The 26,450-nt window shown below is 67.5% G+C and carries 31 protein-coding genes; 5 read left to right on the forward strand and 26 right to left on the reverse strand.

Annotation, left to right across the window (positions count from 1 at the left end; translation table 11 throughout):
* Positions 1-4 precede the first annotated feature (4 nt).
* From E6C76_RS14070 to E6C76_RS14090, 5 genes are all read right to left on the reverse strand, one after another.
* Positions 5-391 (reverse strand): GPW/gp25 family protein, encoded by a 387-nt coding sequence (locus E6C76_RS14070; protein ID WP_168734347.1) that lies wholly within the window; start codon positions 389-391, stop codon positions 5-7.
* Positions 392-453: 62 nt separating this feature from the next.
* A complete protein-coding gene (locus E6C76_RS14075) occupies positions 454-1,005 on the reverse strand; it encodes a type VI secretion system tube protein Hcp (protein WP_136348872.1) in 552 nt (183 codons plus the stop codon).
* A gap of 30 nt (positions 1,006-1,035) precedes the next feature.
* On the reverse strand, positions 1,036-2,973 hold the full coding sequence (gene tssC / locus E6C76_RS14080; protein ID WP_136348873.1) for a type VI secretion system contractile sheath large subunit: 1,938 nt from the start codon (positions 2,971-2,973) through the stop codon (positions 1,036-1,038).
* Positions 2,974-3,469: 496 nt separating this feature from the next.
* On the reverse strand, positions 3,470-3,718 hold the full coding sequence (locus E6C76_RS14085; RefSeq protein WP_136348874.1) for a hypothetical protein: 249 nt from the start codon (positions 3,716-3,718) through the stop codon (positions 3,470-3,472).
* Between the two features lie 177 nt (positions 3,719-3,895).
* The gene (locus E6C76_RS14090; protein WP_136348875.1) at positions 3,896-4,903 is read right to left on the reverse strand and encodes a sigma 54-interacting transcriptional regulator; all 1,008 of its coding nucleotides are present in this window, start codon (positions 4,901-4,903) and stop codon (positions 3,896-3,898) included.
* Between the two features lie 450 nt (positions 4,904-5,353).
* Between E6C76_RS14090 and E6C76_RS14095 the strand changes: the two genes are divergently transcribed.
* Positions 5,354-5,998 (forward strand): helix-turn-helix domain-containing protein, encoded by a 645-nt coding sequence (locus tag E6C76_RS14095; protein WP_168734348.1) that lies wholly within the window; start codon positions 5,354-5,356, stop codon positions 5,996-5,998.
* A 125-nt stretch (positions 5,999-6,123) separates the two neighbouring features.
* Positions 6,124-6,351, forward strand: coding sequence for a hypothetical protein (locus tag E6C76_RS14100; RefSeq protein WP_136348877.1), 228 nt, complete (start codon positions 6,124-6,126; stop codon positions 6,349-6,351).
* Positions 6,352-6,412: 61 nt separating this feature from the next.
* On the opposite strand, the gene trpE is transcribed toward E6C76_RS14100, so the two are convergent.
* From trpE to E6C76_RS14145, 9 genes are all read right to left on the reverse strand, one after another.
* On the reverse strand, positions 6,413-7,888 hold the full coding sequence (gene trpE, locus E6C76_RS14105) for an anthranilate synthase component I (protein WP_136348878.1): 1,476 nt from the start codon (positions 7,886-7,888) through the stop codon (positions 6,413-6,415).
* A 234-nt stretch (positions 7,889-8,122) separates the two neighbouring features.
* Positions 8,123-8,797, reverse strand: coding sequence for a phosphoglycolate phosphatase (locus E6C76_RS14110; protein WP_136348879.1), 675 nt, complete (start codon positions 8,795-8,797; stop codon positions 8,123-8,125).
* A 2-nt stretch (positions 8,798-8,799) separates the two neighbouring features.
* Positions 8,800-9,498 carry a ribulose-phosphate 3-epimerase gene (rpe, locus tag E6C76_RS14115; protein WP_136348880.1) on the reverse strand — a complete coding sequence of 233 codons (699 nt, stop codon included), beginning with the start codon at positions 9,496-9,498 and terminating at the stop codon, positions 8,800-8,802.
* A 66-nt stretch (positions 9,499-9,564) separates the two neighbouring features.
* Positions 9,565-10,332, reverse strand: coding sequence for an MBL fold metallo-hydrolase (locus E6C76_RS14120; protein WP_136348881.1), 768 nt, complete (start codon positions 10,330-10,332; stop codon positions 9,565-9,567).
* A 130-nt stretch (positions 10,333-10,462) separates the two neighbouring features.
* The gene (locus E6C76_RS14125; RefSeq protein WP_136348882.1) at positions 10,463-11,176 is read right to left on the reverse strand and encodes an FHA domain-containing protein; all 714 of its coding nucleotides are present in this window, start codon (positions 11,174-11,176) and stop codon (positions 10,463-10,465) included.
* Positions 11,177-11,198: 22 nt separating this feature from the next.
* Positions 11,199-11,939: a PP2C family protein-serine/threonine phosphatase gene (locus E6C76_RS14130; protein ID WP_136348883.1), complete on the reverse strand. Its 741-nt coding sequence runs from the start codon at positions 11,937-11,939 to the stop codon at positions 11,199-11,201.
* A gap of 201 nt (positions 11,940-12,140) precedes the next feature.
* A complete protein-coding gene (sucD, locus tag E6C76_RS14135) occupies positions 12,141-13,034 on the reverse strand; it encodes a succinate--CoA ligase subunit alpha (RefSeq protein ID WP_136348884.1) in 894 nt (297 codons plus the stop codon).
* Positions 13,035-13,045: 11 nt separating this feature from the next.
* Positions 13,046-14,206, reverse strand: coding sequence for an ADP-forming succinate--CoA ligase subunit beta (gene sucC, locus E6C76_RS14140; RefSeq protein WP_136348885.1), 1,161 nt, complete (start codon positions 14,204-14,206; stop codon positions 13,046-13,048).
* A 258-nt stretch (positions 14,207-14,464) separates the two neighbouring features.
* The gene (locus E6C76_RS14145) at positions 14,465-15,016 is read right to left on the reverse strand and encodes a DUF2889 domain-containing protein (protein WP_136348886.1); all 552 of its coding nucleotides are present in this window, start codon (positions 15,014-15,016) and stop codon (positions 14,465-14,467) included.
* A gap of 211 nt (positions 15,017-15,227) precedes the next feature.
* On the opposite strand from E6C76_RS14145, the gene E6C76_RS14150 reads away from it, so the two are divergent.
* The gene (locus E6C76_RS14150; RefSeq protein ID WP_136348887.1) at positions 15,228-17,192 is read left to right on the forward strand and encodes a type IV pilus assembly protein FimV; all 1,965 of its coding nucleotides are present in this window, start codon (positions 15,228-15,230) and stop codon (positions 17,190-17,192) included.
* 21 nt (positions 17,193-17,213) lie between these two features.
* On the opposite strand, the gene E6C76_RS14155 is transcribed toward E6C76_RS14150, so the two are convergent.
* Positions 17,214-17,960 (reverse strand): Nif3-like dinuclear metal center hexameric protein, encoded by a 747-nt coding sequence (locus E6C76_RS14155; RefSeq protein ID WP_136348888.1) that lies wholly within the window; start codon positions 17,958-17,960, stop codon positions 17,214-17,216.
* 68 nt (positions 17,961-18,028) lie between these two features.
* Here E6C76_RS14155 and E6C76_RS14160 point away from each other — a divergent pair, with 68 nt between their 5' ends.
* On the forward strand, positions 18,029-19,207 hold the full coding sequence (locus E6C76_RS14160; protein ID WP_136348889.1) for a Do family serine endopeptidase: 1,179 nt from the start codon (positions 18,029-18,031) through the stop codon (positions 19,205-19,207).
* Positions 19,208-19,273: 66 nt separating this feature from the next.
* Here the strand turns inward: E6C76_RS14160 and tatC are convergent, their stop codons facing one another.
* From tatC to hisB, 10 genes are all read right to left on the reverse strand, one after another.
* On the reverse strand, positions 19,274-20,059 hold the full coding sequence (gene tatC / locus E6C76_RS14165; protein WP_136348890.1) for a twin-arginine translocase subunit TatC: 786 nt from the start codon (positions 20,057-20,059) through the stop codon (positions 19,274-19,276).
* The gene (gene tatB / locus E6C76_RS14170) at positions 20,056-20,571 is read right to left on the reverse strand and encodes a Sec-independent protein translocase protein TatB (RefSeq protein WP_136348891.1); all 516 of its coding nucleotides are present in this window, start codon (positions 20,569-20,571) and stop codon (positions 20,056-20,058) included. The genes tatC and tatB overlap by 4 nt, the downstream gene beginning before the upstream one ends.
* A 79-nt stretch (positions 20,572-20,650) precedes the next feature.
* A complete protein-coding gene (gene tatA, locus E6C76_RS14175; RefSeq protein WP_136348892.1) occupies positions 20,651-20,887 on the reverse strand; it encodes a Sec-independent protein translocase subunit TatA in 237 nt (78 codons plus the stop codon).
* A 10-nt stretch (positions 20,888-20,897) separates the two neighbouring features.
* Positions 20,898-21,248, reverse strand: a complete 351-nt coding sequence (locus E6C76_RS14180; protein ID WP_136348893.1) for a histidine triad nucleotide-binding protein — start codon at positions 21,246-21,248, stop codon at positions 20,898-20,900.
* 11 nt (positions 21,249-21,259) lie between these two features.
* Positions 21,260-21,586: a phosphoribosyl-ATP diphosphatase gene (locus tag E6C76_RS14185; protein ID WP_136348894.1), complete on the reverse strand. Its 327-nt coding sequence runs from the start codon at positions 21,584-21,586 to the stop codon at positions 21,260-21,262.
* Complete coding sequence (gene hisI / locus E6C76_RS14190; RefSeq protein ID WP_136348895.1) at positions 21,583-21,981, reverse strand: phosphoribosyl-AMP cyclohydrolase; 399 nt, start codon at positions 21,979-21,981, stop codon at positions 21,583-21,585. The genes E6C76_RS14185 and hisI overlap by 4 nt, the downstream gene beginning before the upstream one ends.
* Positions 21,978-22,736 carry an imidazole glycerol phosphate synthase subunit HisF gene (hisF, locus tag E6C76_RS14195; RefSeq protein ID WP_136348896.1) on the reverse strand — a complete coding sequence of 253 codons (759 nt, stop codon included), beginning with the start codon at positions 22,734-22,736 and terminating at the stop codon, positions 21,978-21,980. Before hisF ends, hisI begins: the two co-directional genes overlap by 4 nt.
* Positions 22,736-23,485: a 1-(5-phosphoribosyl)-5-[(5-phosphoribosylamino)methylideneamino]imidazole-4-carboxamide isomerase gene (gene hisA, locus E6C76_RS14200; RefSeq protein WP_136348897.1), complete on the reverse strand. Its 750-nt coding sequence runs from the start codon at positions 23,483-23,485 to the stop codon at positions 22,736-22,738. Before hisA ends, hisF begins: the two co-directional genes overlap by 1 nt.
* A gap of 39 nt (positions 23,486-23,524) precedes the next feature.
* Entirely contained in the window at positions 23,525-24,163 is a 639-nt protein-coding gene (hisH, locus tag E6C76_RS14205) for an imidazole glycerol phosphate synthase subunit HisH (protein ID WP_136348898.1), read from the reverse strand.
* Between the two features lie 52 nt (positions 24,164-24,215).
* Complete coding sequence (hisB, locus tag E6C76_RS14210; RefSeq protein WP_136349237.1) at positions 24,216-24,803, reverse strand: imidazoleglycerol-phosphate dehydratase HisB; 588 nt, start codon at positions 24,801-24,803, stop codon at positions 24,216-24,218.
* Between the two features lie 103 nt (positions 24,804-24,906).
* Here hisB and hisC point away from each other — a divergent pair, with 103 nt between their 5' ends.
* Positions 24,907-25,977: a histidinol-phosphate transaminase gene (gene hisC / locus E6C76_RS14215; protein WP_136348899.1), complete on the forward strand. Its 1,071-nt coding sequence runs from the start codon at positions 24,907-24,909 to the stop codon at positions 25,975-25,977.
* Between the two features lie 125 nt (positions 25,978-26,102).
* On the opposite strand, the gene E6C76_RS14220 is transcribed toward hisC, so the two are convergent.
* Positions 26,103-26,405 carry a hypothetical protein gene (locus E6C76_RS14220; protein ID WP_136348900.1) on the reverse strand — a complete coding sequence of 101 codons (303 nt, stop codon included), beginning with the start codon at positions 26,403-26,405 and terminating at the stop codon, positions 26,103-26,105.
* Between the last annotated feature and the right edge of the window lie 45 nt (positions 26,406-26,450).

Genomic DNA, 26,450 nt, shown 5'->3' on the forward strand with positions numbered 1-26,450 from the left:
CCCCTCAGCGCGGCGCCGCCAGGCGCACGCTGCGCGCCGGCCCGTCGCCGGGAAAGCAGGCGTTGACCACCAGGCAGAACGGATTGTCCGGCGAAGCGCCGCGCTGCGCCTGCGCTTCGACCGTGACGCGCACCTGCCGCAGGCGCGGCTCGTGGCGCGCGATGGCCCCGGCGAGCTCCTGCGCCAGCGCTTCGAGCCGTACCGAGGCGGCCTGGCCGATGTCCACCGGGCTGCACACGCCCCAGGGCACCACGGCGGCGGTGTCGCCGGCATGGCGCGCGGTGGCGAGGATGCGCTGCACCTGGGCGAGGATGGCCGCCTCCTCGTCGAAGGGCTCCGGCCGGCCGTCGGGGCCGGGCGGACGCACGCTGAGTCGTTCGAACAGAAACACGCGGGTTCTCCCGCTCCGCGCCGCGCGCCGCCCCGGCGGGCGGGCGCGCGGCCGCGGGGCGCTCAGGTGAAGTTGCCGATGGGACGGTTGTGCATGATGCTCCAGCCGCTGCGGATGCTGCCGGGACGCGAGACATCCACGTCCTGGGTAGTGAAGGTCCACAGAATCTCGGTGAAGTTGATCTTGAACTGCTCGGTCGGCATGTCGTCCGGGTGCGACTGGAACTGGATCTCGCTGATGATCGCGTCGCGCAGCTCCATGGTGATGATGTTGGCGGTCTTGTCGCCGGAGTTGCGCGCAATGTAGATCTTCGTCGGGTTGTCCTTGCCGATGCCCAGCGGCGCGGCGCGCAGGCAGTAGTCGTAGAACTTCACCGAGGTCTGGTCCACGTACTTCACGCAGGTGAACTCGGTGATGACCGGCCGGCCCGAGGTGCGCGCCCTGTTGCTCACGTCGGTGGTGATCTGCTGCTTCATGCCGTGGTGGATGGAAACCAGTTCCAGGCACTTGCCGAACTGCAGATTGTCGTCGCGCCACTCGGCATCGATGTGGGTCGAGCTGGACTCGCCGATGATGTCGTCGGCGTTGCCGGGTTGCAGGAGTATCAGGTCCATTGCTTGTCCTTCCTCAGGTCACATGCGGGTTCAGGCGGGCAGATCCGCCACCAGGCGGATGGAAGCGGTGAGTTCTTCGAGCTGGAAGTGCGGCTTGAGGAACACGGTGGCCTTGTAGGCGCCCGGTTCGCCCGGCACGTCGACCACCACGATGGACGCCGAGCGCAGCGGAAAGGCGGACTTGACGTCCTGCGAGGCGTTGTCGTCGAGCAGCACGTACTGCGAGATCCACGCATTGAGGAAGGTCTCGACGTTGGCGCGGGTCAGGAAGCCGCCCACCTTCTCGCGCACGATCACCTTGATGTAGTGGGCGAAGCGCGACGCGGCGAGGATGTAGGGCAGGCGCGAGGACAGCGCGGCGTTGGCGTTGGCGTCGGCGTTGATGTACTTCTTCGGCCTGTTGGTGGTCTGCCCGCCGAAGAAGGCTGCCTTGCCGCTGCCCTTGCAGTGGCACAGGGTGATGAAGCCGAGGTCGTTCAACTCCTTCTCGCGGCGGTCGGTGATCGCCACCTCGGTCGGGCAGAACAGTTCCTTGATGCCGTCGTCGCCGCCGCTGGCGAAGGTGTAGATGGGCAGGCCCTCGACCAGGCCGCCGCCTTCCACGCCGCGGATCGCCGCCGTCCAGCTGTACAGCGAGAAGGCGTTGGTGATGCGCTCGGCGAGGAAGTAGGCCGCGTTGCCCCAGAGGAAATGGTCGCTCTCGGGCACGTTGTCCGCGGCGAGCACCTGTTCCTCGAAACCGAAGCCCTCGGCCGGCAGGGTCTTCTCGCCGTAGGGCAGGCGCAGCAGCACGCGCGGCAGCGCCAGCGAAACGTAGCGCGAGTCCTCGGTGTCGCGGAATTCCACCCACTTCGCCAGATCGGCGCCTTCGAAGATCTTGGCCAGGTCGCGCGGCTTGGCCAGATCCGCAAAGCCCTTCAGGCCGAACAGTGCCGGCGAGGCCGCCGACAGGAACGGCGCATGCGCGGAAGCGGCCACCCCGGAAATCTTCTCCAGGAAGCTCATGTCGGACGCGCCCGGGCCGAGTTCGTAGCCGCCGAGCAGCAGGCTGTAGGGCGAACCGCCGTAGGTGCCGTACTCGGCTTCGTAGATCAGCTTGAACAGCTTGCTCTGGTCGAATTCCACCGCCTTGTCCATGTCATCCTGAAGCTCCTTCAGGGTGGCGTTGAACACGCGCAGCTTCAGGCGGGTACCGGTCTCGCTGCGCGACACCAGGTGGAACAGGCCGCGCCAGGTGGCTTCCATCTCCTTGAACTTCGGCGCATGCATGACGGCCGAGAGCTGCGCGCTCAGCGCGCGGTCGATCTCTCCCACGGCGGCATCGATGTACAGCGCCGCCCCCCTGCCCTGGACGCCCGCCGCCTTGATCACGGGCGCGACACGCTCGTTGAAGGCGGCGGCAAGGTCTTTCCCGAAATCGTCTCCCTTTTCCGGAAACCCACTCTTGAGCTTGGTGGCGAGATCATCCGCGCTCAGCGACTTCGAGGAATCCTCCAGGCTGCGGACCACCTCATCCAGCACCTGCGCGGCGTCATTGCTGACCTCCGCGCGGGCCTGCGCCTCCCGCAGCACCTTGCGCCGCCCGAACTCGGTACTGAGCACATCGACCTTGCCGACCACGCGGATCGGCTCGAAGTCGCCCAGGCTCTCGAACACGATGGCGCCCGCGAGCTTGCCCGTGCCGCCCGGCAGGACGTTGTCGACGTCCTTCAGGGCGACGCGCGGCGCGCTCTGCTTGAGCACCTCGTTGAAGTTGTCGCGGTCGATGTCGACGATCTTGCGTTCCTTGATGTCGGGAGGAACCGCCGGGCTGGCGTCCGCATCGCGGTCGCCGCTCAGGTCGGCGAAGATGCCGACGATGAAGGGCAGCTCGCGCTTCTCGATGGCGCCATTGGTATGCACGTCGTAGGTGATCCGCACACGCGGCGGACGCACCCGCAACAGCTTTTTCTGCACGCTTTCACTCATTTGCTCGCCTCACTCAAGGGTCCGGGGAGATCGCCCGGCGTCGAATCCGGACGGCTGCCATCCGCGGCAGCGTTCGAGAACTCCAGTGCGGCCGGCCTGATCGCCTGCGCTGCCCGGGATTGCCTCGGCATGCTGTTATCAATTCCCGTGCCAGCTTGGCATATTCATTCATGCCATTGAATTGAAACGATTTTTAACAAATCTGGGCAAACCGGTGTGCAGACCACCCAAAAACATGAAGAATGCCCGCGGACGATATCGGCATTCAGCGAAAATTCATTTCAAATCAATGCTATGCATCCATCCACAGGGAAGGACCGGACAAACACACACCATCGCCGGAGGCGGGTCGAATTTCTCCCACGGGCGAGAAAAAAACCTCCTCGCCGGCGATGCCCGGACGCATGCCGGCACGGCTCGCGGGCACGCGCGGCAGGAAGTCGCAAAGGGGAAAAATACGGGGGGAACGCGCACCGGGCGCGCCTGCCCGGCCGGCTCAGTCAGGCCGTGAAGCCTCGCGCGCGCGGCGCCACAGCACGGTGTTGCCGATCAGCAGGCGCTCCATCAGGCCTGCGGCCTCCAGGCGCTCCAGGGCGATGAGGGAGATCACCGGCGACTCCGGCAGGCCAGGCCACAGGATCCACCAGCGGTGGATTCCTTCGAGCGTGTCCGCGCTGTCCGGGCGCTGCGCCAGGAACTCGCGGATTGCTGCTTCGGCAAAGAGAACGACCTGTTCGTCGACCATGGCTCAAGGGGCTTCCGGACGGCATGCACGCAACGAACGTGCCCGCCGGACGAATCCCCGCAACGGGTTGATGCCATGGATTGGATACGCCTTGGCCGGTCCGCCCGCAAGGTGGAAATTCACCCGGCCATGGAAAAAACCACCCGGTGGCCATCCGCGGGCGCGGGCGGGACGGCCTCAGCCGGACCACACGGCCGTGCCGCCGTCCTCGCTGCCGACGCCGTACTTGCGCACCAGCTTGCCGAAGGCGCTGCGATCCTGGCGCGCCAGGCGCGCGGCGTGCGAGATGTTGCCCTGGGTACGCGAAAGCAGCGCGCACACGTAGTCGCGCTCGAACTCGGCCACGGCCCGCGCCTTGGCCTCGCGGAAGGCCGGCAGCTCCCCTTTGCTTTCATTGCGCGGCGCCTGGGCGGGCGCGGGCATCAGTTCGGCACGCGACTCACCCAGGCGCAGCTCGCTGTCCTCGCACATCAGGAATTCCCGGTGCATCACGTTTTCCAGCTCGCGCACGTTGCCGGGCCACGCGTAGCGCTCGATGAAGGCCAGCCCCTCCGCATGCAGCCGTTTGGGCGGCAGGCGGTACTGGTGGCTGAAGCGCTGCAGCATCGCACGCGCCAGCACTTCCGCATCCCCTTCGCGCTCGCGCAGCGGCGGCATGTGCAAGGTGATGACGTTCAGGCGATAGAGCAGATCCTTGCGGAACAGGCGCGCCTCCGCCAGGCCCTTCAGATCGGCGTTGCTCGCCACCGCCACGCGCACGTCCACCTGGCGCAGCGCGCCGCCGCCCACGCGGCGGTAGGTACGGTCCTGCAGGAAGCGCAGCAAGGCCGCCTGCGCCCTGGGGCTCAGCGCATCGACCTCGTCGAGGAACAGCGTACCGCCGGCCGCCTCGCCGATCAGCCCGGCGGACGCGTTCTTCGCATCGGTGAACGCGCCACGCTCGTGGCCGAACAGCTCGCTCTCCACCAGCGACTCCGACAGCGCCCCGCAATTGACCGGCACGAACGGGCGGTCGGAACGCGCGCTCAGATAATGGATCGCACGCACCGCGAGTTCCTTGCCGGTGCCGGTCTCGCCATTGACCAGCACGGTGGCGTCGAGGCGCGCCAGGCTGTGTATCCGCCCGACGACCTTCTGGAACTGGGGAGATGAACCGATCAGGTTGAAGCGCGACAGACTTTCCATCAGAGTTCCCTTGCGGACCGGCGCCGGGGCAGCATGCAAGCGCCGCCCGGCCAACCCGTGGCCATCCACTCAGCCTATTGAAACGCCGGAATCCGACTGCTGCACGGCACACCGGCATCGGAATTAAGCAGTAAAGAATAAGCCAGAGGCCACGTCAACCAACCAGATGGAATGAATGCCGCCTAGGTAACCCGCGTGCAAGCCCGCGTGCGGGGGCGCCGCTTCTCCGGCAATGGGGGGTGCGGAGCGGGCCGCCGGCCGGCACCGGGCACGGCATGCCCAAGTGATGCGCGCCGGCTGCGGCACGGCCCAGGCATGCGGGAAATCGTCTATAACCGCGGGGGCCGCGTGCCCCCGCCCTCCCCCTTCCCGCAGCGCAATATCGACAATCCGATGAATTGCCACCCATCACATCGACGCATCGATTGGCAACGATATCAGAATGCCGATATGAAAACCTTTGGTTCGCGGCTCAAGGCGGCACGCAAAGCGGCGGGATTGTCGCAGGTGCAGCTCGCCCGGATGGTCGGCATGTCGCAGGGCAACCTGTCGGACATCGAGAACGACCACGTGCCGACCTCCACCTTCACGCCCAAGCTCGCCGCCACCCTCGGCATCGAGGCGCTCTGGCTGGCCGAAGGGCGCGGGGCGCGCCAGCCGCAGGCGGCCCGCGCCGACCTCCATGCCGCAGAACCGCCCAGCCCGGGGTATTATCCCGAGCGGATTTCTCCCGTTCCCATGCATAATTTCCCGGTACTGTACGCCGAGGACATCATGGCGGGACGCAGCCCGGACGCCGACGAATTCATCTGGATCGCCCAGGAAACCCTGGCCGGCCCGGGCGGGCTGTGCGTGACCAAAGGCTTTCACGTGTGGCTCGACCGCCTCGCGGAGCATCGTGCGGGCGACCTGGTGCTGGTGCGCATCGCCGGCGGTCCGCCGGTGCTGCGACGGATTCTCGTCGTACAGGGCATCGAGTACCTGGCCACCGACGCGCCCGACGGCGCCCACCCCTTCGGCGACGACTGCGAGCGCCTCGGCGTTGCGCTGACCTGCTACCCGCCTCCCCTCAAGCGTCCGCGCCTCAGGGGCTAGGGCACACGCCTTTCACCTGCGGTAACCGGCATGGCATCCATCGATGTACCGATTGACATAATCAATCGTTTTATCGATATTTCGGTTTTCCGATTTCTGCCTGGCTCCTCCAGGCACTTCCGCCGATGCGAACCCTGTTCCTGCCTCCACCGGTCGGCCGCAGGCTGCAGCTGAACTTCCTGGATACCATCCGGCCGGAGTTCAAGCCGCCCGGCTACGCTCCGCGCGAACTGGTCAGCGACGAGGCCATCGGCACGCTCGACGCGCCCGATGCCATGCCTGCCGGCGCGGTGTACCGGGCACAGTCCAACGGCATCATCATGCAGCGTGTGGCGCACCGCCGGCGCTGGTAGCACCCTGTCCGGCAAGGCATGCAACCCGCAAGCCCGGTCGCGCCGGGGCGCCCGCGGCCGATCAGTCGATGCGGGTATCCAGCCCGCCTTCGGCGATTTCCGCCGCGCGCAGCACGGCGCGGGCCTTGTTGCGGGTTTCCTGCCATTCCGATTCGGGATCGGAATCGGCCACGATGCCGGCGCCGGCCTGCGTGTGGAGCTGGCCGTCCTTGATCACCCCGGTACGGATGGCGATGGCCAGGTCCATGTCGCCGTGGAAGCCGATGTAGCCCACCGAACCGGCGTAGATGCCGCGCTTGACCGGCTCCAGTTCGTCGATGATCTCCATGGCGCGCACCTTGGGCGCGCCGGACACGGTGCCGGCCGGGAAGCTGGCGCGCAGCACCGCCAGGGCGTTGAGGCCATCCTTGAGCCTGGCCTCGACGTTGGAGACGATGTGCATCACGTGGGAGTAGCGCTCGATGGTGAACTGCTCGGTGACGCGCACGCTGCCCACCTCCGCCACGCGCCCGGCATCGTTGCGGCCCAGGTCGAGCAGTTGCAGGTGTTCGGCGCGTTCCTTCTGGTCGGCCAGCAGGTCTTCTTCCAGGGCCAGGTCCTCGGCCGGCGTGGCGCCGCGCTTGCGCGTGCCGGCGATGGGCCGCACGGTGACGTTGCCATCCTCCAGGCGCACCAGGATCTCGGGCGAGGCGCCCACCACCTGGAAGTCCTCGAAGTTGAAGTAGAACATGTAGGGCGAGGGGTTCAGCGTGCGGATGGCGCGGTACAGCGCCAGCGGCTCGGCGCCGAAGGGTTTGCTCATGCGCTGGGAGAGCACCACCTGCATGACGTCGCCTTCGACGATGTAGTCCTTGGCGCGGCGCACGGCGTCCTTGAAGGCTTCTTCGCCGAAGCTGGAGACCGCGGGGCGCGATTCGCAGCGCACTTCCGGCGGAATGACGGCCGGCTCGCGCAGGCGGGCGAGCAGTTCCTTCAGGCGCTTCCTGGCACGCTTGTAGGCGCCGGGCACCTCGGGCTCGGCATACACCACCAAAGTGAGCTTGCCGGACAGGTTGTCGACGATGGCGATCTCTTCGGAGAGCAGCAGCACGATGTCCGGCGTGCCCAGCGTGTCTTCCTTCTCCGTCCTGGCCAGGCGCGGCTCGATGTAGCGCACCGTGTCGTAGCCGAAGCAGCCCACCAGGCCGCCGGCGAAGCGCGGCAGGTGCTCGCGCGGCGGCACCTTGATGCGCGCCATGAACTCGGCGACGAAGTTCAGCGGGTCGCCGTAGTCGCGCCGTTCCACCAGGCGGTTGCCGGTGAGCAGCAGGGCGGAGCGCCCATACACTTCGATGCGCGTGGGCGAGGACAGGCCGATGAAGGAGTAGCGCCCGAAACGCTCGCCGCCCTGCACGGATTCGAGCAGGTAGGTCCACGGCTCGTTGGCGAGCTTCAGGTAGATGGACAGCGGCGTGTCGAGATCGGCGAAGGTCTCGAGGGTGACCGGAATGCGGTTGTAGCCCTGCGCGGCGAGGGCGTTGAATTCTTGTTCGAGCATGGTGACTCCACGGAAGGCGGTTCGATTCGGACTTTCTGGGGCGGATGCGCGGCCGGCGTGGCGGCACCCGCGGGCGGGGGCGGTGGTCAGTGGCCCGCAGGCCAACGGCGCCAGCCGCGCGCGGGCGCGGCATGGGGGAACCCCTGTTGCGTGCAGTCCGAAACCCGGTTGGAGAGAGTCACGATTCGATCTGGCGAGAGCGCGGAGATGCGGGGTGGGAGAAGCCCGGAGACCTCAGCGGGGCTGCAGGTGGTCGAGCGTTTCAAGCGCGTTCGATAGTAGCCCATCGCAATCGATGGCGTCTACGGGCACACCCCCTTCGCTATAGCCATAGCGCACCAGCAGCACGGGCACGCCGGCGGCGCGCGCGGCCAGGGAATCGTTGATCGAATCGCCGATCATCAGGGCGCGGGCCGGTTCCACGTCGAGCAGCGCGCAGGCATGCACGACCATCTCGGGATCGGGCTTGCGGGTGGGCAGGGTGTCGCCGGACACCACGGCCTCGAAGAACCCGCTCAGGCCCATGTGCGCGAGCAGCGGATCGGTGAAGGCGGTGGACTTGTTGGTCACCACGGCCAGCCGGCGGCCCTGCGCACGCAGCGTGTCGAGGGTTTCGCGCACGCCGGGGTAGATCGTGGTGTTGCGCCCATTGACGCGGGCGTAGTGGCGGCGGAACACCGGCAGCGCGGCATCGATTTCCGCCTCGCTGGCGTGGGCGTTTTCGGTGAGGCTGCGGCGCACCAGGTTGGCGATGCCCTTGCCGACGAAGCTGTGGATTTCTTCGAGCGGGCGGACCGGCCTGCCCAGTTCGGCGAGCATGCCATTCACCCCGTCGGCCAGGTCGGCAATGGTGTCGAGCAGGGTGCCGTCCAGGTCGAACAGCACCGCGTCGGCGGCGTAGTGCGGCATGGTCAGCGTGCCTCCACGCCGGCCAGTTCGGCGCGCAGCGCGGCGATCACCGAATCGTAGCGGTTGGGGTCCTCGCTGCGCGCGGCGCCGAACACCGCCGAGCCGGCCACGAAGGTGTCCGCCCCGGCGGCGGCGATCTCGGCGATGTTGTCCACCTTCACCCCGCCGTCGATCTCCAGCAGGATGCGCCGGCCGCTGGCGGCCTCGTAGGCATCCAGCCTGGCACGCGTGGCGCGCAGCTTGTTGAGCGTCTCGGGGATGAACTTCTGCCCGCCGAAGCCGGGGTTGACGCTCATCAGCAGCACCACGTCGAGCTTGTCGAGCACGTGGTCCATCCAGTGCAGCGGGGTGGCCGGGTTGAACACCAGGCCGGCCTGACAGCCGGCTTCGCGGATCAGCCCGAGGGTGCGATCGACGTGCTCGGAGGCTTCCGGGTGGAAGGTGATGATGTTGGCCCCGGCGCGGGCGAAGTCGCCGACGATGCGGTCGACCGGCTTGACCATCAGGTGCACGTCGATGGGCGCGGTGACGTGGGGGCGGATCGCCTCGCAGACCAGCGGGCCGACGGTGAGGTTGGGCACGTAGTGGTTGTCCATCACGTCGAAGTGGATCCAGTCGGCACCGGCGGCGGTGACGTTGCGCACTTCCTCGCCCAGGCGGGCGAAATCGGCGGACAGGATGCTGGGGGCGATGCGAAACATGCGGAAGCTCCGGACGGACGGCAAGGCGGAATTCTAGCGCGAAGCGCGCCCGTCCTCCCTGCCGCATCAGAACTCCAGCGTCTGCCCCTGTTCGAGTGCGCTCGCACGCAGACGCCCCGGGTAGGCGGCCACCTGGGCCATGATGCGCTCGCCGACGCCGGGCTTGAGGTGGCTGATGTGCACCTGCGGGCTGACGGTGAGTTCGTCGAGCATCATGCCCAGCAGGTTGGGGCACAGGTGGCGGGAGACCAGCGCCAGGCCGTGCTGCTCGTCCGGGAAGGCGGTTTCGACGACCAGGTGGCGCAGCCGGGTGCAGGTGTTGATGGCCTCGATGAGCGCCTTGCTGTAGGTGGTGTCGCCGGTATAGACCAGTTGGCCGGCACCGCTGTCCAGACAGTAGCCGACCGCCGGCACGGTGTGATGCACCGGCAGCGCGGTCAGCGCGCGTTCGCCCAGGCGCACCGTTTCGCCGACCTTGATGGTCTGGAAGCGCAGGAAGGGGCGGTGGCGGTTGGGAATGGCGGTGAAATCCGGCCACACCAGCCAGTTGAAGATGTGCGAGCGCAGGATGCGGATGGTTTCCGGCGTGCCGTACACGGTGAGCGGGAAGCGCCGCGCCTCGCCCACCGAATCGACCATCAGCGGGATGGAGGCGATGTGATCCATGTGCGCATGGGTGAGGAACACATGGTCGATGGCGCGCAGGGCGTCCAGCGCCAGATCCCCGGCGCCGGTGCCGCAGTCGACCAGGATGTCGTCGTCCACGAGGAAGCTCGTGGTCCTGGACGCAGGCCCACCGATGCCGCCACTGCAGCCGAGTACCTTAAGCTTCATGCGGGAAGTCCACTTGCCGGCAGCCGGTCGTTCGAAAGGCGCTGCGCCATACCGGGGCAAAGCCTAACATCGCCGTCACGCGTCCCGGATTGCACAAAATCACACCCACCGGCATCTGCCACGCGCCCGTTCAGCCGCGCAGGAAGAACTCCATCTTGATGCCGGCGATCTCGATGATGTCGTGGTCCTCCAGGCGATGCGCCTGGGCATCGAGGGTGTGTCCGTTGACCACCGGGAAGTTCGTGCCTTCCACGTGGGTGATGTAGTAGCCGTGCGGGCGGCGGGTGATCACCGCCACCTGCGTGCCCGGCTTGCCGAGCGTGGTCAGCGACTTGGTGAGCGCCAGTTCGCGCCCGGCATTGGCACCGCTGAGCACCTGGACCACCCCGGCGGGCAGCTCCCCGGGCAGGCCGTTCTGGTCGAGCGCGTCGGGCGGAAACACCTGGGTGCTGGCGTGCGCGCGCTCGGACGGCACGAGGGCGTCCACCTCGGGCCGGCCGATGGCGCTGACCGCACCGGTTTCGATCAGATCGAAGGAGCCGGTGCCGGAAGGCACCGCGTCGACGAGGAACTTCAGGCGGTACTTGCCCAGCTCGATCACGTCGTGATTCTTCAGCACGTGCTTCTTGACCTGCTGGCCATTCACGTAGGTGCCGTTGGTGCTGTTGAGGTCTTCCAGGAAGGCATCGTTGAGGATGCACACGATGACCGCGTGGTGCCCGCTGATGGCGAGATTGTCGATCTGGATGTCATTGTCGGTCTTGCGCCCGATGGTCGTGCGTTCCTTCTTCAGGACGACTTCCTTGAGCACCAGGCCATCCATGCTGAGGATCAACTTCGGCATCGCCGTTCACCCATTCCTTCGTTCAGTCCGCGCGCGCAAGCACCACGGTGATATTGTCGCGTCCGCCGGCCCGGTTGGCACCCTGGACCAGCGCCGCCGCCTGTTCTTCGAGCGTGTCGCCCTCCGCCAGCAGGCCGGCGATGGTATCGTCATCCAGCATGTCGGTGAGCCCATCCGAGCATAGCAACAGCAGGTCGCCGGTGCACAGGTCAACTTCGCCGGCATCGGCTTCCACGCCCGGCATCACGCCCAGCGCCCGCGTCAGCATGCCACGAAACGGAGCCAGGCGGGCCTGCTCGGCGGTAATCATGCCGCCGTCGACCAAGTCCTGCAACATCGTGTGATCGCGCGTGAGTTGCGCCAGGCCGCCTGAACGAAAGCGGTAGAGCCGGGAATCGCCCACGCTGGCGTAGATGAGCCGCCCGGGGCGCAGCACGGCGAGCAGCAGCGTGGCCCCCATGCCGATCAGTCCGCGTTCCCGCTCGGCCGCCGCGAGCACGGCCAGATTGGCCTGCTCGGCCGCCTCGCACAAGCGCTGCGCCAGCATGGCGGCGGGGTCGGCCAGGCGGGGTTGCAGCCACGCACAGGCCTGTTCGACCGCGATGCGCGCGGCCACGTCGCCGCCCCGGTGCCCCCCCATGCCGTCGGCCAGCACGGCACAGGCCTGCTCCTCGAGCACGTGGAACACGTCCTCGTTGCGCGGGCGCTGGCGGCCGACGTGGCTCAGGCCGGCCCAGCGGATGGTTGGCGAAAAAGACTGCATGAGGGACTCCCGGGCCATGCCGACGCCGGTCGCAAGCCGGCCGCGCGGCCGCAGCATGCCAGCATTCTAACGCGCCGGCCCGATGATCGCCGGGCGGGTGCGCGAAGCCTGCGCGCACCTCTACACGCCCACGCAAAGAAAACGGGCGGCACACCGGCCTTGCCGGCATGCCGCCCGTTCGGGCGCGCCCTCAGGCGCGGATCAGAGCAGGCTCTTGAGCAGCTTGCCCATCTCGGACGGGTTGCGGGTCACCGTGAAGCCGCACTCTTCCATGATGGCGAGCTTGGCGTCGGCGGTGTCCTCGCCGCCGGAGATCAGCGCACCGGCGTGGCCCATGCGCTTGCCGGCCGGCGCGGTGACGCCGGCGATGAAGCCGACCACCGGCTTCTTCATGTGGTCCTTCACCCAGCGCGCGGCTTCGGCTTCGTCCGGACCGCCGATCTCGCCGATCATGATCACCGCGTCGGTGTCCGGATCGTCGTTGAAGGCCTGCATCACGTCGATGTGCTTGAGACCGTTGATCGGATCGCCACCGATGCCGACCGCCGAGGACTGGCCCAAGCCCAGCTCGGTGAGCTGCGCCACGGCTTCGTAGGTCAGCGTGCCGGAACGCGACACCACGCCGATGCGGCCCTTCTTGTGGATGTGGCCGGGCATGATGCCGATCTTCACTTCATCGGGGGTGATCAGGCCGGGGCAGTTGGGGCCGAGCAGCAGGGTCTTCTTGCCGCCGGCCGCTTCCTTGGCCTTCATCTTGTTGCGCACCACCAGCATGTCGCGCACCGGAATGCCCTCGGTGATGCAGATGGCCAGATCCAGGTCGGCCTCGACCGCTTCCCAGATCGCGTCGGCCGCGCCGGCGGGCGGCACGTAGATCACCGACACGGTGGCGCCGGTTTGGGCCGCGGCTTCCTTCACGGAGGCGTAGATGGGCACGTCGAAGATCTTCTCGCCGGCCTTCTTGGGGTTCACCCCGGCCACGAAGCAGTTCTTGCCGTTGGCGTACTCGATGCACTTCTCGGTGTGGAACTGCCCGGTCTTGCCGGTGATGCCCTGGGTGATGATCTTGGTGTCTTTGTTGATGTAGATGGACATGGAAGCTCTCCTTACTGAACCGCGGCGGCGATCTTGGTCGCGGCTTCCGCCATGGTGTCGGCGGAGATGATGGGCAGGCCCGACTCGGCGAGGATCTTCTTGCCGAGGTCTTCGTTGGTGCCCTTCATGCGCACCACGAGCGGGACGGAGAGCTTCACTTCACGGGCGGCGGTGACCACGCCGGTGGCGATGGTGTCGCACTTCATGATGCCGCCGAAGATGTTCACCAGGATGCCCTTGACCTTGGGGTTCTTGAGCATGATCTTGAACGCTTCGGTGACCTTCTCGGTGGTGGCGCCGCCGCCCACGTCGAGGAAGTTGGCCGGCTCGGCGCCGAACAGCTTGATGGTGTCCATGGTGGCCATGGCCAGGCCGGCACCGTTCACCAGGCAGCCGATGTTGCCGTCCAGGCTGATGTAGGCCAGGTCGAACTTGGAGGCTTCGATCTCGTCCGCGTCTTCTTCATCCAGGTCGCGGTAGGCGACGATTTCCGGGTGGCGGTAGAGCGCGTTGGCGTCGAAGTTGAACTTGGCGTCCAGCGCCTTCACGGTACCGTTGCCCTCGTGGATCAGCGGGTTGATTTCCGCCAGCGAGGCATCGGTTTCCATGTAGCAGGTGTACAGCTTCTTGAGGGTATCGACCGCCTGGGCGACCGAGCCGGCCGGCATGCCGATGCCGGTGGCCAGTTCGGTGGCCTGCGCGTCGGTCAGGCCGACGAGCGGATCGACGAACACCTTGATGATCTTCTCGGGGGTGTTGTGGGCGACTTCCTCGATGTCCATGCCGCCCTCGGAGGACGCCATGATGGCGACCTTCTGGGTGGCGCGGTCGGTCAGGGCGGCCACGTAGTACTCGTGCTGGATGTCGGCGCCTTCCTCGATCAGCAGGTTGCGCACCTTCTGGCCTTCCGGGCCGGTCTGGTGGGTGATCAGCTGCATGCCGAGGATCTGCGAGGCGTACTGGCGCACTTCGTCGAGCGACTTGGCCACCTTCACGCCGCCGCCCTTGCCGCGCCCGCCGGCGTGGATCTGTGCCTTCACCACCCAAATCTTGCCGCCCAGCTGCTCCGCCGCCTTCACCGCGTCTTCGACGCTGGTGCAGTGGATGCCGCGCGGCGTGACGACGCCGTACTTTCTCAGTACTTCTTTTGCCTGGTACTCGTGAATCTTCATGGTTGCCCTTCGATCAAAGCCGCGGCGCGAAACCGCCCGCGAACAGGTTGATGGGTCGTTCGGGGCACAGCCCCACGGCACGCGCCAGCCTCCCTCGCCCGACACGTACACCGTTTGCGGAACGGCCGCCGGGGCCGCTCCCTCCTTTGGTCCCACGGCAACCGACGCACTCGACGCAAGTGCAGCAGGACCGCGGGATTATAACCGGATTTGCCCGCCGTCACGGGGCGCGATGCCAGCGCCCCGGCGGGATTGGCGTCAGTCGCCGGCGTTTTTGCGGTGCCACTTCGGATAGTAGCGGCGCACCGTCTCGGAGCCCGTGTCGAGCGCGTGGCAGCGGTCGAGCTGGAACGGCTTCTCGCCATGGTCCGCGTTGTCGCGCTGAAAGGTGGCGTAGGTCTGGATCGCCGCGGTGGACAGGCTGTACAGCAGTTCGGTGATATGCGTACAGCCGCGCACGTCGGCGAACATCTCTCCCACGGTGCGGCGGAAGCCGCGCACCAGGTTGAGCCCGACCAGGCGGCCGTACGCCGGCCCGATGGTGTCGCACCCGCCCGGATACGGCACCCAGTCCGAACAGGCCTCGGCCTCGACGATGTTGAAAGCGGCATCGATCGCCACGCGCACCCGCATGGCGTGCACCGGATCGCCGGCGCGGCGCATGCCGGAGGCGATCTGGTAATCGACATCCTTCACATCGGTCAGGCTGGCTTCCAGTTCGAGCAGGCCGTCTTCGCGGCGGTAGCCCTCGACTTCGATACGCCGGACATGGACACGCTGGCGCGGGCGCTTGGGGGAGGAAAGCGGCATTCTTCTGAGGACGTACGGTAACGTATGGTCGGCGATCTTACCGCGATTCGACAACGACGCGCGCCCGGCCAGGCAAGCCCCCTTGTGCGGCGCAGCGTGAATTTATGCACATTGCAGATGCATGTCGGCGCACAAGCCCGTAGAATGGCGCCCTGCCAATACTTGTGAACATGACGGACTCCAGGCGCCCCCGGCCCTTGTCACCCGGATCATGAGAAGACCTCTTCCCGCACTGCCCCTTGTGGCCCTCGCCCTGTTCCTGTGCCTCCCCGCGACGGCAGGCGCGGTCCAGCTCGGAGAAGTGGTCGCCCAGTCGGCGATCGGCGAACCCCTGCGGGTAGAAATCCGCCTCGCCGGCGGCGATCCCGCGCAGGCCGCCGACTGTCTGCGCGTGCGCGCCGGCGCGGCCGCCGAAGGTCCGTGGATCCCCCGCGCGCGCATCTCCACCACAGGCAGCGGCAGCAATGCCCGGGTCGTGCTCAGCGACGCAAGCCGCGTCAACGAACCAGTCGTGCGCATCGGCGTGGAAAACCGCTGCGGTGCGCAACTGCGTCGTGAATACGTCCTGCTGCTGCCCTTCCCCGGCGAAGTCAGCCTGCCCGCCACCGCCACCGCCGCGCCGGCACTGGCCGCCACGCCCGCCCGCGCGCCTTCCCCCGCGCCTGCCGCGCAGCGGCGCAGCGCGCAATCCGCTGGCGCGCCGCCCATTCAGACCTGGTACACCGTGGAGGGAGAATCCCTCGACAGCCTCGCCAGCGCCATGTACCCGCGTGATCCCGCGCAGCAGCGCCGCTTCATCGCTGCCGTGGCGATCGCCAACCCCGCGCTGTTTCCGGACGCGGCCGCACGCGCACGGCCGCTGCCAGCCGGCACCGAACTGCGCGTGCCCGAACCCTCGCGCATCCCCGCCAGCACCCCGGCGCCCGCACCCGCGGCGCGTGCCGCAGTGCCCCAGCCGCCCCCCGCGCCGCCGCGCGGCGACTCGCCGGCCGCCGCGCCCAGGTCGGCCGCGCCCACCGCCGCCGGCGCAGTACGGCACGACCGGCTGGTCGTGGAGATGGCCGACGAAGCGCCCCCGCAAGGCACGCCCGAAAGCCCGCTGCATGCCCGCGAACGCGAACTGGTGGCCTCTGTGGACCGCAGCATCCAGGCGCAGCTGGAACTCTTCGAACGCATCCGCGAGCTCGAACGCATCCAGGCCGCGCTGATCGAACGCGCCAATCAGCTGGGCGTCGGCCTGCCCGGGCAGATCGCCGAGGCGCAGGCCACCCGCGCCGTCGCCGTACCGGTGGCACCGCCGCCCCCCGCCGTCGAACAGGCTACCGAACCGGTGGCGGCGGCGGCGGCGGCGGCGGCGGCCGAACGCCCCAACGACTGGCCGCTGTTCCTCGCCCTGTTCGTCGCCGTGGTCGCCACCTTGCTCGGCATCCAGCGCTTCCAGCGCCGGGCGCCGGCTCCGCGCGCCCTGCCGGTTGCCGCCGCACTCCCGCCGGAAACCGCGCCGGGCGTCTGGCCCGAGGAAGCGCGCACGACATCGGGCAGCGAACCGCTGCGCGGCGCCGACATCACCCGCCCGCCGAAAACGCTGGTGGAAGAGGAAGAGCCGCCGCAGCCGAACTACGACTGGGCCGCCCCCTCGCTGCCGCCCGAACTGCCCGCGCCCATCGTCGTGCATGACGAAGTGGTCGAGGAGCACGAATCGGCGGTGGAGCTGGCGGACATCATGATGAGCTTCGGCCGCATGCAGGGCGCGGCGGAAACCCTCGCCGAGTTCATCCGCAGCAATCCGCGCCAGGCCCTCCAGCCCTGGCTGAAGCTGCTCGACGTCTATCGCGCCGCCGGCATGCGCCCCGAGTTCGACGGCCTGTCGCGCCAGCTCAACAAGACCTTCAACGTCAGGACGGTCACCTGGGACAGCTACGACGAGGCCCGCGCCGCCGTCGAACGTGTCGAGGACATGCCCCATCTGGTCGAGCAGCTGTGCCGCGACTGGGGGACGGTGGAATGCCAGGCCTACCTGGAACACCTGATCCGCGACAACCGCGAAGGCACGCGCCAGGGCTTCCCCCTCAGCGTCATCGACGAACTGCTGACCCTGGCCACCGTGCTGGAAGCCGAACTGGGCCGCTACCGCCCGCCCGTGACCACGCACTCCCCGACCAGCACGCTGCACTGAGCCGGCCCCCGGCCGGGGCCCTCAAACCGGGTTGTCGAGATCCACGAACTCGGCATCCAGCCCCAGCGTCTCGCGCAGATAGCGCGCCAGCGCCTTGGCGCCGTAGCGCTCGGTGGCATGATGACCGGCGGCCAGGTAGGGCACGCCGGATTCGCGCGCCAGATGCACGGTCTGCTCGGAGATTTCACCGGATACGTACAGGTCGGCGCCGGCCAGGATGGCCTGTTCGAAGTAGCCCTGCGCCCCGCCGGTACACCACGCCACGCGCCGCACCGGCCGGTCCGCGTCGCCCACCAGCAGCGGATCGCGCCCCAGCCGGGCGGCCACGCCGCGCGCCAGCTGGCCAGCGCTTTCCAGCTGTTCCGGCGCGCCCAGCCAGCCCAGTTCCTGGTCCGCGAAACGCCCCAGCGCCCGCCAGCCCATCAGGCGGCCGAGCTGGGCGTTGTTGCCCAGCTCCGCATGCACGTCCAGCGGCAGGTGGTAGGCCAGCAGGCTGATGTCGTGGCGCAGCAGCGCGCCCAGCCTGCGCTTGCGGATGCCGGTGATGCGCCCGTCCTCGCCTTTCCAGAAATAGCCGTGATGGACCAGCAGCGCATCGAAGCCATCGGCCACCGCGCGGTCCACCAGCTCCTGGCTGGCGGTCACGCCGCACAGCACGCGGCGCACTTCGGGGCGTCCTTCCACTTGCAACCCGTTTGGGCAATAATCGCGCAGGCGCGAGACTTCAAGCAGTTCGTCAAGGTGTGTGTGCAGCGCGTTGAGTTGCATGCCGTCTCCGTCCTTCTTCCCGATCCTCTCCGGCGGGGGCACACCGCCGCCGGTCTTAGAACAATATTATGCGCCGCCTCTGGCTCGTCTTTACCCAGGCCGTGACGATCAGCGTCGCGGTCCTGTTCGTCGTCAGCACGCTCAAGCCGGAATGGCTGCGCAGTGCTGCGCCCGCTTCGGTCGTGGCCATCTTCGAGGCCCCCGGCAACGGCCAGGCCGCCGAAGCACCGCACGCCCCGGGCTCCTACGCGCCGGCCGCGCAGCGCTCGATGCCGGCGGTGGTGCACATCTTCACCAGCAAGGAGGTCGGCGCGCAGCGCCATCCGCTGTTCGACGATCCCATCTTCCGCCACTTCTTCGGCGACCGTCAGGACAACGCGCCGCGCCAGCGCTCGGCCGGCCTCGGCTCGGGCGTCATCGTCAGCCCGGACGGCTTCGTGCTGACCAACAACCACGTCATCGAGGCGGCCGACGAGATCGAGGTCGCCCTCAACGACGGACGCAAGTTCCCCGCCCGCCTGGTGGGCCGCGATCCGGAAACCGATCTGGCCGTGCTCAAGCTGGAAACCGACGCGCAGTTCCCGGTGATCACCTTCGCCCAGCCGGACAACCTGCAGGTCGGCGACGTGGTGCTGGCCATCGGCAACCCGTTCGGGGTCGGCCAGACGGTGACCATGGGCATCATCTCCGCGCTGGGGCGCACCCAGTTGGGCATCAACACCTTCGAGAACTACATCCAGACCGACGCGGCGATCAACCCGGGCAACTCCGGCGGTGCGCTGGTGGACGCGCAAGGCAATCTGGTGGGCATCAACACGGCGATCTACTCGCGCTCGGGCGGCTCGCTGGGCATCGGCTTCGCCATTCCGGTTTCGCTGGCGCGCAGCGTGCTGGAGCAGATCGTCACCAACGGCGAGGTGACGCGCGGCTGGGTGGGCGTGGAAATCCAGGAGATCACCCCGGAACTGGCCGATTCCTTCGGCCTCGGCGAAACCAGCGGCGCGCTGATCGCCGGTGTGCTGCGCGGCAGCCCGGCCGAGCGCGCGGGCATCCGCCCGGGCGACATCCTGGTCGGCGTGGATGGGCGCGGCGTGCGCGACACCAAGAGCATGCTGGAGATGGTGGCCGCGCTGCCGCCGGGCAACGTCGCCACCTTCAGTATCCGTCGCGCCGAGACCGAACTGGAGTTGCGCGTGGAAGTGGGCCGCCGCCCTACCCCGCAGAACGTCCTGCAGCGCCCGCGCTGAACGGGTTTGCAAAAGCAGAAGGGGCGCGGATTCGCGCCCCTTCTGCTTTTTCACCGGCAAGCATGCTCAGCGCACGTCGCGCTCTTCGGCCTCCGCCCCCTCCAGGCGCTCGGCCGCCAATTGCCGGGCGGGGTCCGGTTTGGTGATGAGGCGCGCCAGCACGATGCCCAGTTCGTAGAGCAGACACATCGGCACGGCCAACATGAACTGCGAGATCACGTCGGGCGGCGTGACGATGGCAGCGATGATGAAGGCGCCGACGATCACATAGGGGCGCGCTTCCTTCAGCTTGTCCAGACCGACGACGCCGGTCTTGACCAGCACGATGACCACCACCGGCACCTCGAAGGTCAGGCCGAAGGCGAGGAACAGGGTCATCACGAAGGACAGGTATTGCTCGATGTCCGGCGCCGGCACGATGCTCTTCGGCGCGAATTCGGCGATGAACTTGAACACCGTGCCGAACACGAAGAAATAGCAGAACGCCATGCCGGCGAGGAACAGCAGCGTGGTGCCGAGCACCATCGGAATGGCCAGGCGGCGCTCATGGGCGTACAGCCCCGGCGCGATGAAGGCCCAGGCCTGGTAGAGCACGACCGGCAGGGCGAGCACGAAGGCCACCATCAGGGTGACCTTGACCGGCACGAAAAACGGCGTGACCACGCCGGTGGCGATCATGTGCGTGCCTTCCGGCAGCGTGTTCATCATCGGCAGCGCGAGCAGGTCGTAGATGTTGCCGGCCCATGGCATCAGGCAGACGAACACCAGGATGACCGCCACGATGGCGCGCAGCAGACGGTCGCGCAGTTCGATCAGATGGGAGATGAAGGTTTCCTGCACGGGCGAGTTCATGCCTTCTCCACCGGCGCCCTGGCGGGGGTGTCGACCGGGCCCAGGCCCAGTTCGAGTTGTTGGTCGGCGGCCTCGACGGCACGTCCGTCTTCCTCGGACGCAGGCGTGGTGCGCTCTTCGGCGGCAGCGACCGGGGCCGGCGCGGGGCTCCCGTCGGCCGCCGGCGTGCTGGCCGGGGCGGCCTCGTCGGAGAGCGCCGTGCGTTCCACCGACGAAACCGCTTCGCTCACCTCGGCAGCGGCCTTGTTCAGGTCGGTTTCCAGGCTGCCGACCTGGTCGCGCACGTTGCTTTCGAGGTCGCGCGCCTGCTGCTCGACCTGCTGCTGGAGCTTCTTCAGCTCCTCGAGCTGCATCTCACGCTGGATGTCGGATTTCACGTCGCTGACGTAGCGCTGCAAGCGGCCGAGCAGGTGGCCGGCGGTGCGCGCGACCTTGGGCAGGCGCTCGGGCCCGAGCACCACCAGCGCGACGACCGCGATCACCATCAGCTCGGAAAAACTCAAATCGAACATGTTCTATCGCCCGAACCACGAAAACGAAGGGGCGCACTGGCACGGCGCCCCTTTATCGGTCAACACATTGCGGCGTGCTTCAGGAACCGGCCTTCTCGACCTTTTCCTTGGCCTCGCCTTCGATGATCTGGCCTTCGGCGATCTTCTGCTGCGGCTTGTCGGCATCGGCGGCGGCGTCCGCTTCCTTCATGCCGTCCTTGAAGCCCTTCACCGCGCCGCCCAGATCCTGGCCGATGTTGCGCAGTTTCTTGGTGCCGAACACCAGCAGCACGATGACCAGCACGATCAGCCAGTGCCAGATACTGAAAGAACCCATTCCTGTCTCCTTAACGCTTCAACATCGCCGGAAGGATTTCCGGCCCACCGAGGACGTGGATGTGCAGATGATACACCTCCTGCCGACCCACCCTGCCGGTGTTGACGATAGTTCTGAACCCATCCGTGGCGCCTTGTTCCCGCGCAATTTTGCCGGCCACCACCATCGCGCGGCCCAGCGCGGCCTCGTGCTCGTCTTCCAGTTCGGCCATCGAGGCGACGTGCACCTTGGGGATCACCAGGAAATGCACCGGGGCGATCGGGTTGATGTCGTGGAAGGCGAACACCAGATCGTCTTCGTAGATCTTGCGGGAGGGAATCTCGCCGCGCGCGATGCGGCAGAAGATGCAGTCGTCGCTCATCGGGGGATGCCTCAGGTCGTGCCGCGCGACTTCTTCTCGTCGATGCCCGAGATGCCCTCGCGGCGGCGGAATTCGGCGAGCACGTCCTCCACCGACAGGCCGTGGTGGGCGAGCAGCACCAGGGAGTGGAACCACAGGTCGGTGACTTCCCAGACGATGTGCTTGAGATCCTTGTCCTTGGCCGCCATGATGGTTTCGGCGGCCTCCTCGGCGACCTTCTTGCAGATCGCGTCGGTGCCCTTCACGTACAGGCTGGAAACGTAGGAAGAGTCCGGGTCGGCCTTCTTGCGCTCGGCCAACGTGTCCGAGACGCGGCGCAGCACTTCGATGTCGATCATTTGTAGATATCCTTCGGGTCCTTCAAGACGGGATCGACGGCCTCCCAGCGGCCGTCGGCGAGATACTTCTGGAAGAAGCAGCTGTGCCGCCCGGTGTGGCAGGCGATGCCGCCCACCTGTTCGATCTTCAGCAGCACCACGTCATTGTCGCAATCGATGCGGATTTCCACCACCTTCTGCACGTGGCCGGACTCTTCGCCCTTGTGCCACAGCTTGCGGCGCGAACGCGACCAGTACACCGCCTCACCGCGCTCGGCGGTGCGCTGCAGGGCCTCGCGGTTCATCCAGGCGAACATCAGCACGTCACCCGACGAGGCTTCCTGGGCGATCACCGGCACCAGGCCGTGCTCGTCCCACTGGATTTCATTGAGCCAGCGCGCCGCGGAGGCATTCATAGACGGACCTCGATTCCCCGCGCGCGCATCAGCTCCTTGGCTTCGCGCACGGTGTGCTGACCGAAATGGAAGATGCTGGCCGCCAGCACCGCGTCGGCGCGCCCCGCGCTGACCCCTTCGGCCAGATGTTCCAGCGTGCCCACCCCACCGCTGGCGATCACCGGGATGCGCACCGCGTCGGAGACTGCGCGGGTCAGGCCGAGGTCGAAGCCGGCCTTGGTGCCGTCGCGGTCCATGCTGGTCAGCAGGATTTCCCCCGCGCCCAGCGCCTCGACCTGCTGCGCCCATTCGACGGCGTCCAGGCCGGTGTTGTTGCGCCCGCCGTGGGTGAACACCGCCCACTTGCCGGGGGCGGTCTGCTTGGCGTCGATGGCCACCACGATGCACTGGCTGCCCACCTTGCCGCTGGCCTCGGCGACCACCTGCGGGTTGTTCACCGCCGCCGTGTTGATGCTGACCTTGTCCGCCCCGGCGTTGAGCAGCCGGCGCACGTCGTCCACGCTGCGCACGCCGCCGCCCACGGTGAGGGGAATGAACACCTGTTCGGCGACCTGTTCGACCACGTGCAGGATGATGTCGCGCGCGTCGGAACTGGCGGTGATGTCGAGAAAGGTGATCTCGTCGGCGCCCTGTTCGTCGTAGCGCCGGGCGATTTCCACCGGATCGCCGGCGTCGCGCAGTTCGACGAAATTGACGCCCTTGACCACGCGCCCGGCGTTGACGTCGAGACAGGGGATGATGCGCTTGGCGAGCATCAGGCGGGGCCGCCGTTGAGCTCGTCGGCGCGCGCCTGGGCGGCGGCAAAGTCGAGGGTGCCCTCGTAGATCGCCCGCCCGGTGATTGCGCCGCTCACCCCTTCCGCTTCGACTGCGCACAGCGCGTCGATGTCCTTCAGGTCGGCAATGCCGCCGCTGGCGATCACCGGAATGCGCAGCGCGCGCGCCAGGCGCACGGTGGCTTCGACATTGACGCCGGAGAGCATGCCGTCGCGGCCGATGTCGGTGTAGATCACCGCCTCGACGCCGTAGTCCTCGTACTTCTTGGCCAGGTCCACCACGTCGTGGCCGGTCAGCTTGGACCAGCCATCCACCGCCACCTTGCCGTCCTTGGCGTCCAGGCCGACGATGATGTGGCCGGGAAAGGCGCCGCAGGCATCGTGCAGGAAGCCGGGGTTCTTCACCGCGGCGGTGCCGATGATGACGTAGGAGATGCCGTTGTCCAGATAGCGCTCGATGGTGTCGAGATCGCGGATGCCGCCGCCGAGCTGCACGGGGATGTCGTCGCCGACCTCGTCGCAGATCGCGCGGATGGCCGCTTCGTTCTTCGGCTTGCCGGCGAAGGCGCCGTTGAGGTCGACCAGATGCAGGCGGCGCGCGCCCTGGTCGAGCCAGTGCCGGGCCATTGCGGCCGGCTCTTCGGAGAACACCGTGGCATCGTCCATTTCGCCCTGCTTGAGGCGCACGCAATGGCCGTCCTTGAGGTCGATGGCGGGAATCAGCAACATGGCGGGAAGTGTGGGATCGCGTTATGGAACGGACGCCGCTCAGGGCGCCCAGCGGATGAAATTCGATAGCAGCCGCAGCCCCGCCGCCGCACTCTTTTCCGGGTGGAACTGGGCCGCAAAGATATTAGCCCGAGCCACTGCACTGGTAAAGCGCACGCCATAGTCGGTATGGGCGGCCGTCAGGCCGGCTTCCTGCGGGGCCACGTAATAGCTGTGCACGAAGTAGAAACGCGCGCCGTCCTCGATGCCTTCCCACAGCGGGTGCGGCCCGGCCTGCCAGACTTCGTTCCAGCCCATGTGCGGCACCTTCAGGCGGCTGCCGTCGGCGGCGACCATGCGCGCGTCGTCGAAGCGCACCACCTCGCCGGGCAGGATGCCCAGACCGGGCACATCGCCCTCCGCGCTGTGCGCGAACAGCATCTGCTGGCCGATGCAGATACCCAGGAAGGGTTTTTCGTGCGCAGCGTCGAGCACCGCCCGGCGCAGGCCGCGCGCGTCGAGTTCGCGCATGCAGTCGGGCATCGCCCCCTGGCCGGGGAACACCACCCGCCCGGCGGCGCGCACCACGGCCGGGTCGGCGGTCACGGTGACGGCTCGGCCCTCGGCGACGTGCTCGATGGCCTTGGCCACCGAGCGCAGATTGCCCATGCCGTAGTCGATGATGGCCACGTCGGTCATCACGAAACTCTCGCTGAAGGATTGGAATCGAGCCCCGTCCGACGCCCGCGCGTCAGAGGGCGCCCTTGGTGGAAGGAATGGTGCCCGCCGCGCGTTCGTCGCGCTCGGCGGCCATGCGCAATGCGCGCCCGAAGGCCTTGAAGATGGTCTCGCACTGGTGGTGGGCGTTGTCGCCGCGCAGATTGTCGATGTGCAGCGTCACCCCGGCGTGATTCACGAAGCCCTGGAAGAATTCACGCGCCAGATCCACATCGAAGTTGCCGATGCGCGCCCGCGAGTAATCGACGGAGTAGTGCAGCCCCGGCCGGCCGGAGAAATCCACCACCACGCGCGACAGCGCCTCGTCGAGCGGCACGTAGGCATGGCCGTAGCGGCGGATGCCCTTCTTGTCGCCCAGTGCCCTGGCGAAGGCCTGGCCCAGGGTAATGCCGACGTCCTCGACGGTGTGATGGTCGTCGATGTGGGTGTCGCCTTCCGCCTTGACGATCAGGTCGATGGCGCCGTGGCGCGCGATCTGGTCGAGCATGTGGTCGAAGAACGGCACGCCGGTGGCCAGTTCGGCCTTGCCGGTGCCGTCCAGATCGATGCGGACGGAGATACGGGTCTCGAGGGTATCGCGAGTGAGGTCGGCTTGCCGCATGGCGCTGCTGGACAGGGGGAAATGAACGGCGGTCATGATACCATCGACACACGATCCCGCCGCAAAAAGCGGCCGGACATCCCCCAACGACCCATCGCGAGAAATGAGCCGCTACTGGAGCGCCGTGGTCCACGGCCTGACCCCCTACGTGCCGGGCGAGCAGCCCAAGATCGACAATCTGGTCAAGCTCAACACCAACGAGCACCCCTACGGCCCCTCGCCCAAGGCGCTGCAGGCCATCCGCATGGAGGTCACCGACAGCCTACGGCTGTACCCCGACCCCAATGCCGACCGCCTGAAGGACGCGCTGGCCGAGCGCTTCTCGCTCGATGCGCGCCAGGTGTTCGTCGGCAACGGCTCCGACGAAGTGCTCGCGCACGCCTTCCACGCCCTGCTGCGCCACGAGCGCCCGGTCTGGTTCGCCGACATCACCTACAGCTTCTACCCGGTGTACTGTGGCCTCTACGGCATTGAGCACCGCCTGATCCCGCTGGACGAGAACTACGCAATCCGCCCCGAGGACTATCTACCGAACGGCGAGGAACGCGCCGGGGGCATCCTCATTGCCAACCCCAACGCGCCCACCGGCCGCCCGCTGCCGCTCGCCGACATCGAGCGCATCGTCGCCGGCAATCCGGAGGCGGTGGTGGTGGTCGACGAGGCCTACGTGGATTTCGGCGGCGAGAGCGCCATCGCGCTGATCAACCGCCACCCCAACCTGCTGGTGGTGCAGACCTTCTCCAAGAGCCGCTCGCTGGCCGGGCTGCGCGTGGGCTACGCGCTGGGCCACGAAGAACTGATCGCCGGCCTGGAGCGCGTCAAGAACAGCTTCAACTCCTACCCGCTGGACCGCATGGCGATCGCCGGCGCGGTGGCCTCGGTGGATGACGAGCCGCACTTCCGCGAAAGCTGCCGGCGGGTCATCGCCACCCGCGAACAGCTCGCCAGCGACCTGGCCGCGCTGGGCTTCCAGGTGCTGCCCTCGGCAGCCAACTTCGTGTTCGCCCGCCATCCGCGGCACGATGCCGGCGAACTGGCACTGGCGCTGCGCAACCGCGCCATCCTGGTGCGCCACTTCAAGGCGCCGCGCATCGACCAGTTCCTGCGCATCACGGTGGGCACCGACGCCCAGTGCGGACAACTCGTCCGCGTACTGGCCGAACTGCTGGGCTAGGAACCCATCCACGATCCTTTCCATGCAAAGATTGTGGATGGGCGATCTCAACCGCTTCATGCGTGTGGGGGGAGTGATCGTTCCGGCACGGTGGCGCAAGGCGAGCGCAAGGGCCGCAAGCCCGATCACGGCGTGGGATTCAAGGGTATCGGCGGGCAGGAAAACCGATTGGAACAATTTGCGCAGGAACGGGCGTAGAGCGATCGATTCCGCGCAGTCATGGCACAAAGCAGCAGAACGAGCATCCTCGCCGCTGGATCATTGGCGGCCGGGTTGTCATGGTGCTGAATCTGGCCGGCGGCGGCATGGATGGTGGCGAGGCAGCGCAGTGCGATGGCGCCGTTACCGCGTTGCGGCTCGTCGTCATCGGGTTGCCGGCAGGCCCAGCGCCGGAGCCAGTCCATTTGTTGTTCGTCGTTGCCCTCCATGCAGGAGGAGTATGCCGCCGACCCATGGTGTCGTGGCGGCGTCAA

Origin of the sequence: Pseudothauera nasutitermitis (genome assembly GCF_004801295.1) — a bacterium.
Classification (GTDB): Bacteria; Pseudomonadota; Gammaproteobacteria; order Burkholderiales; family Rhodocyclaceae; genus Pseudothauera; species Pseudothauera nasutitermitis.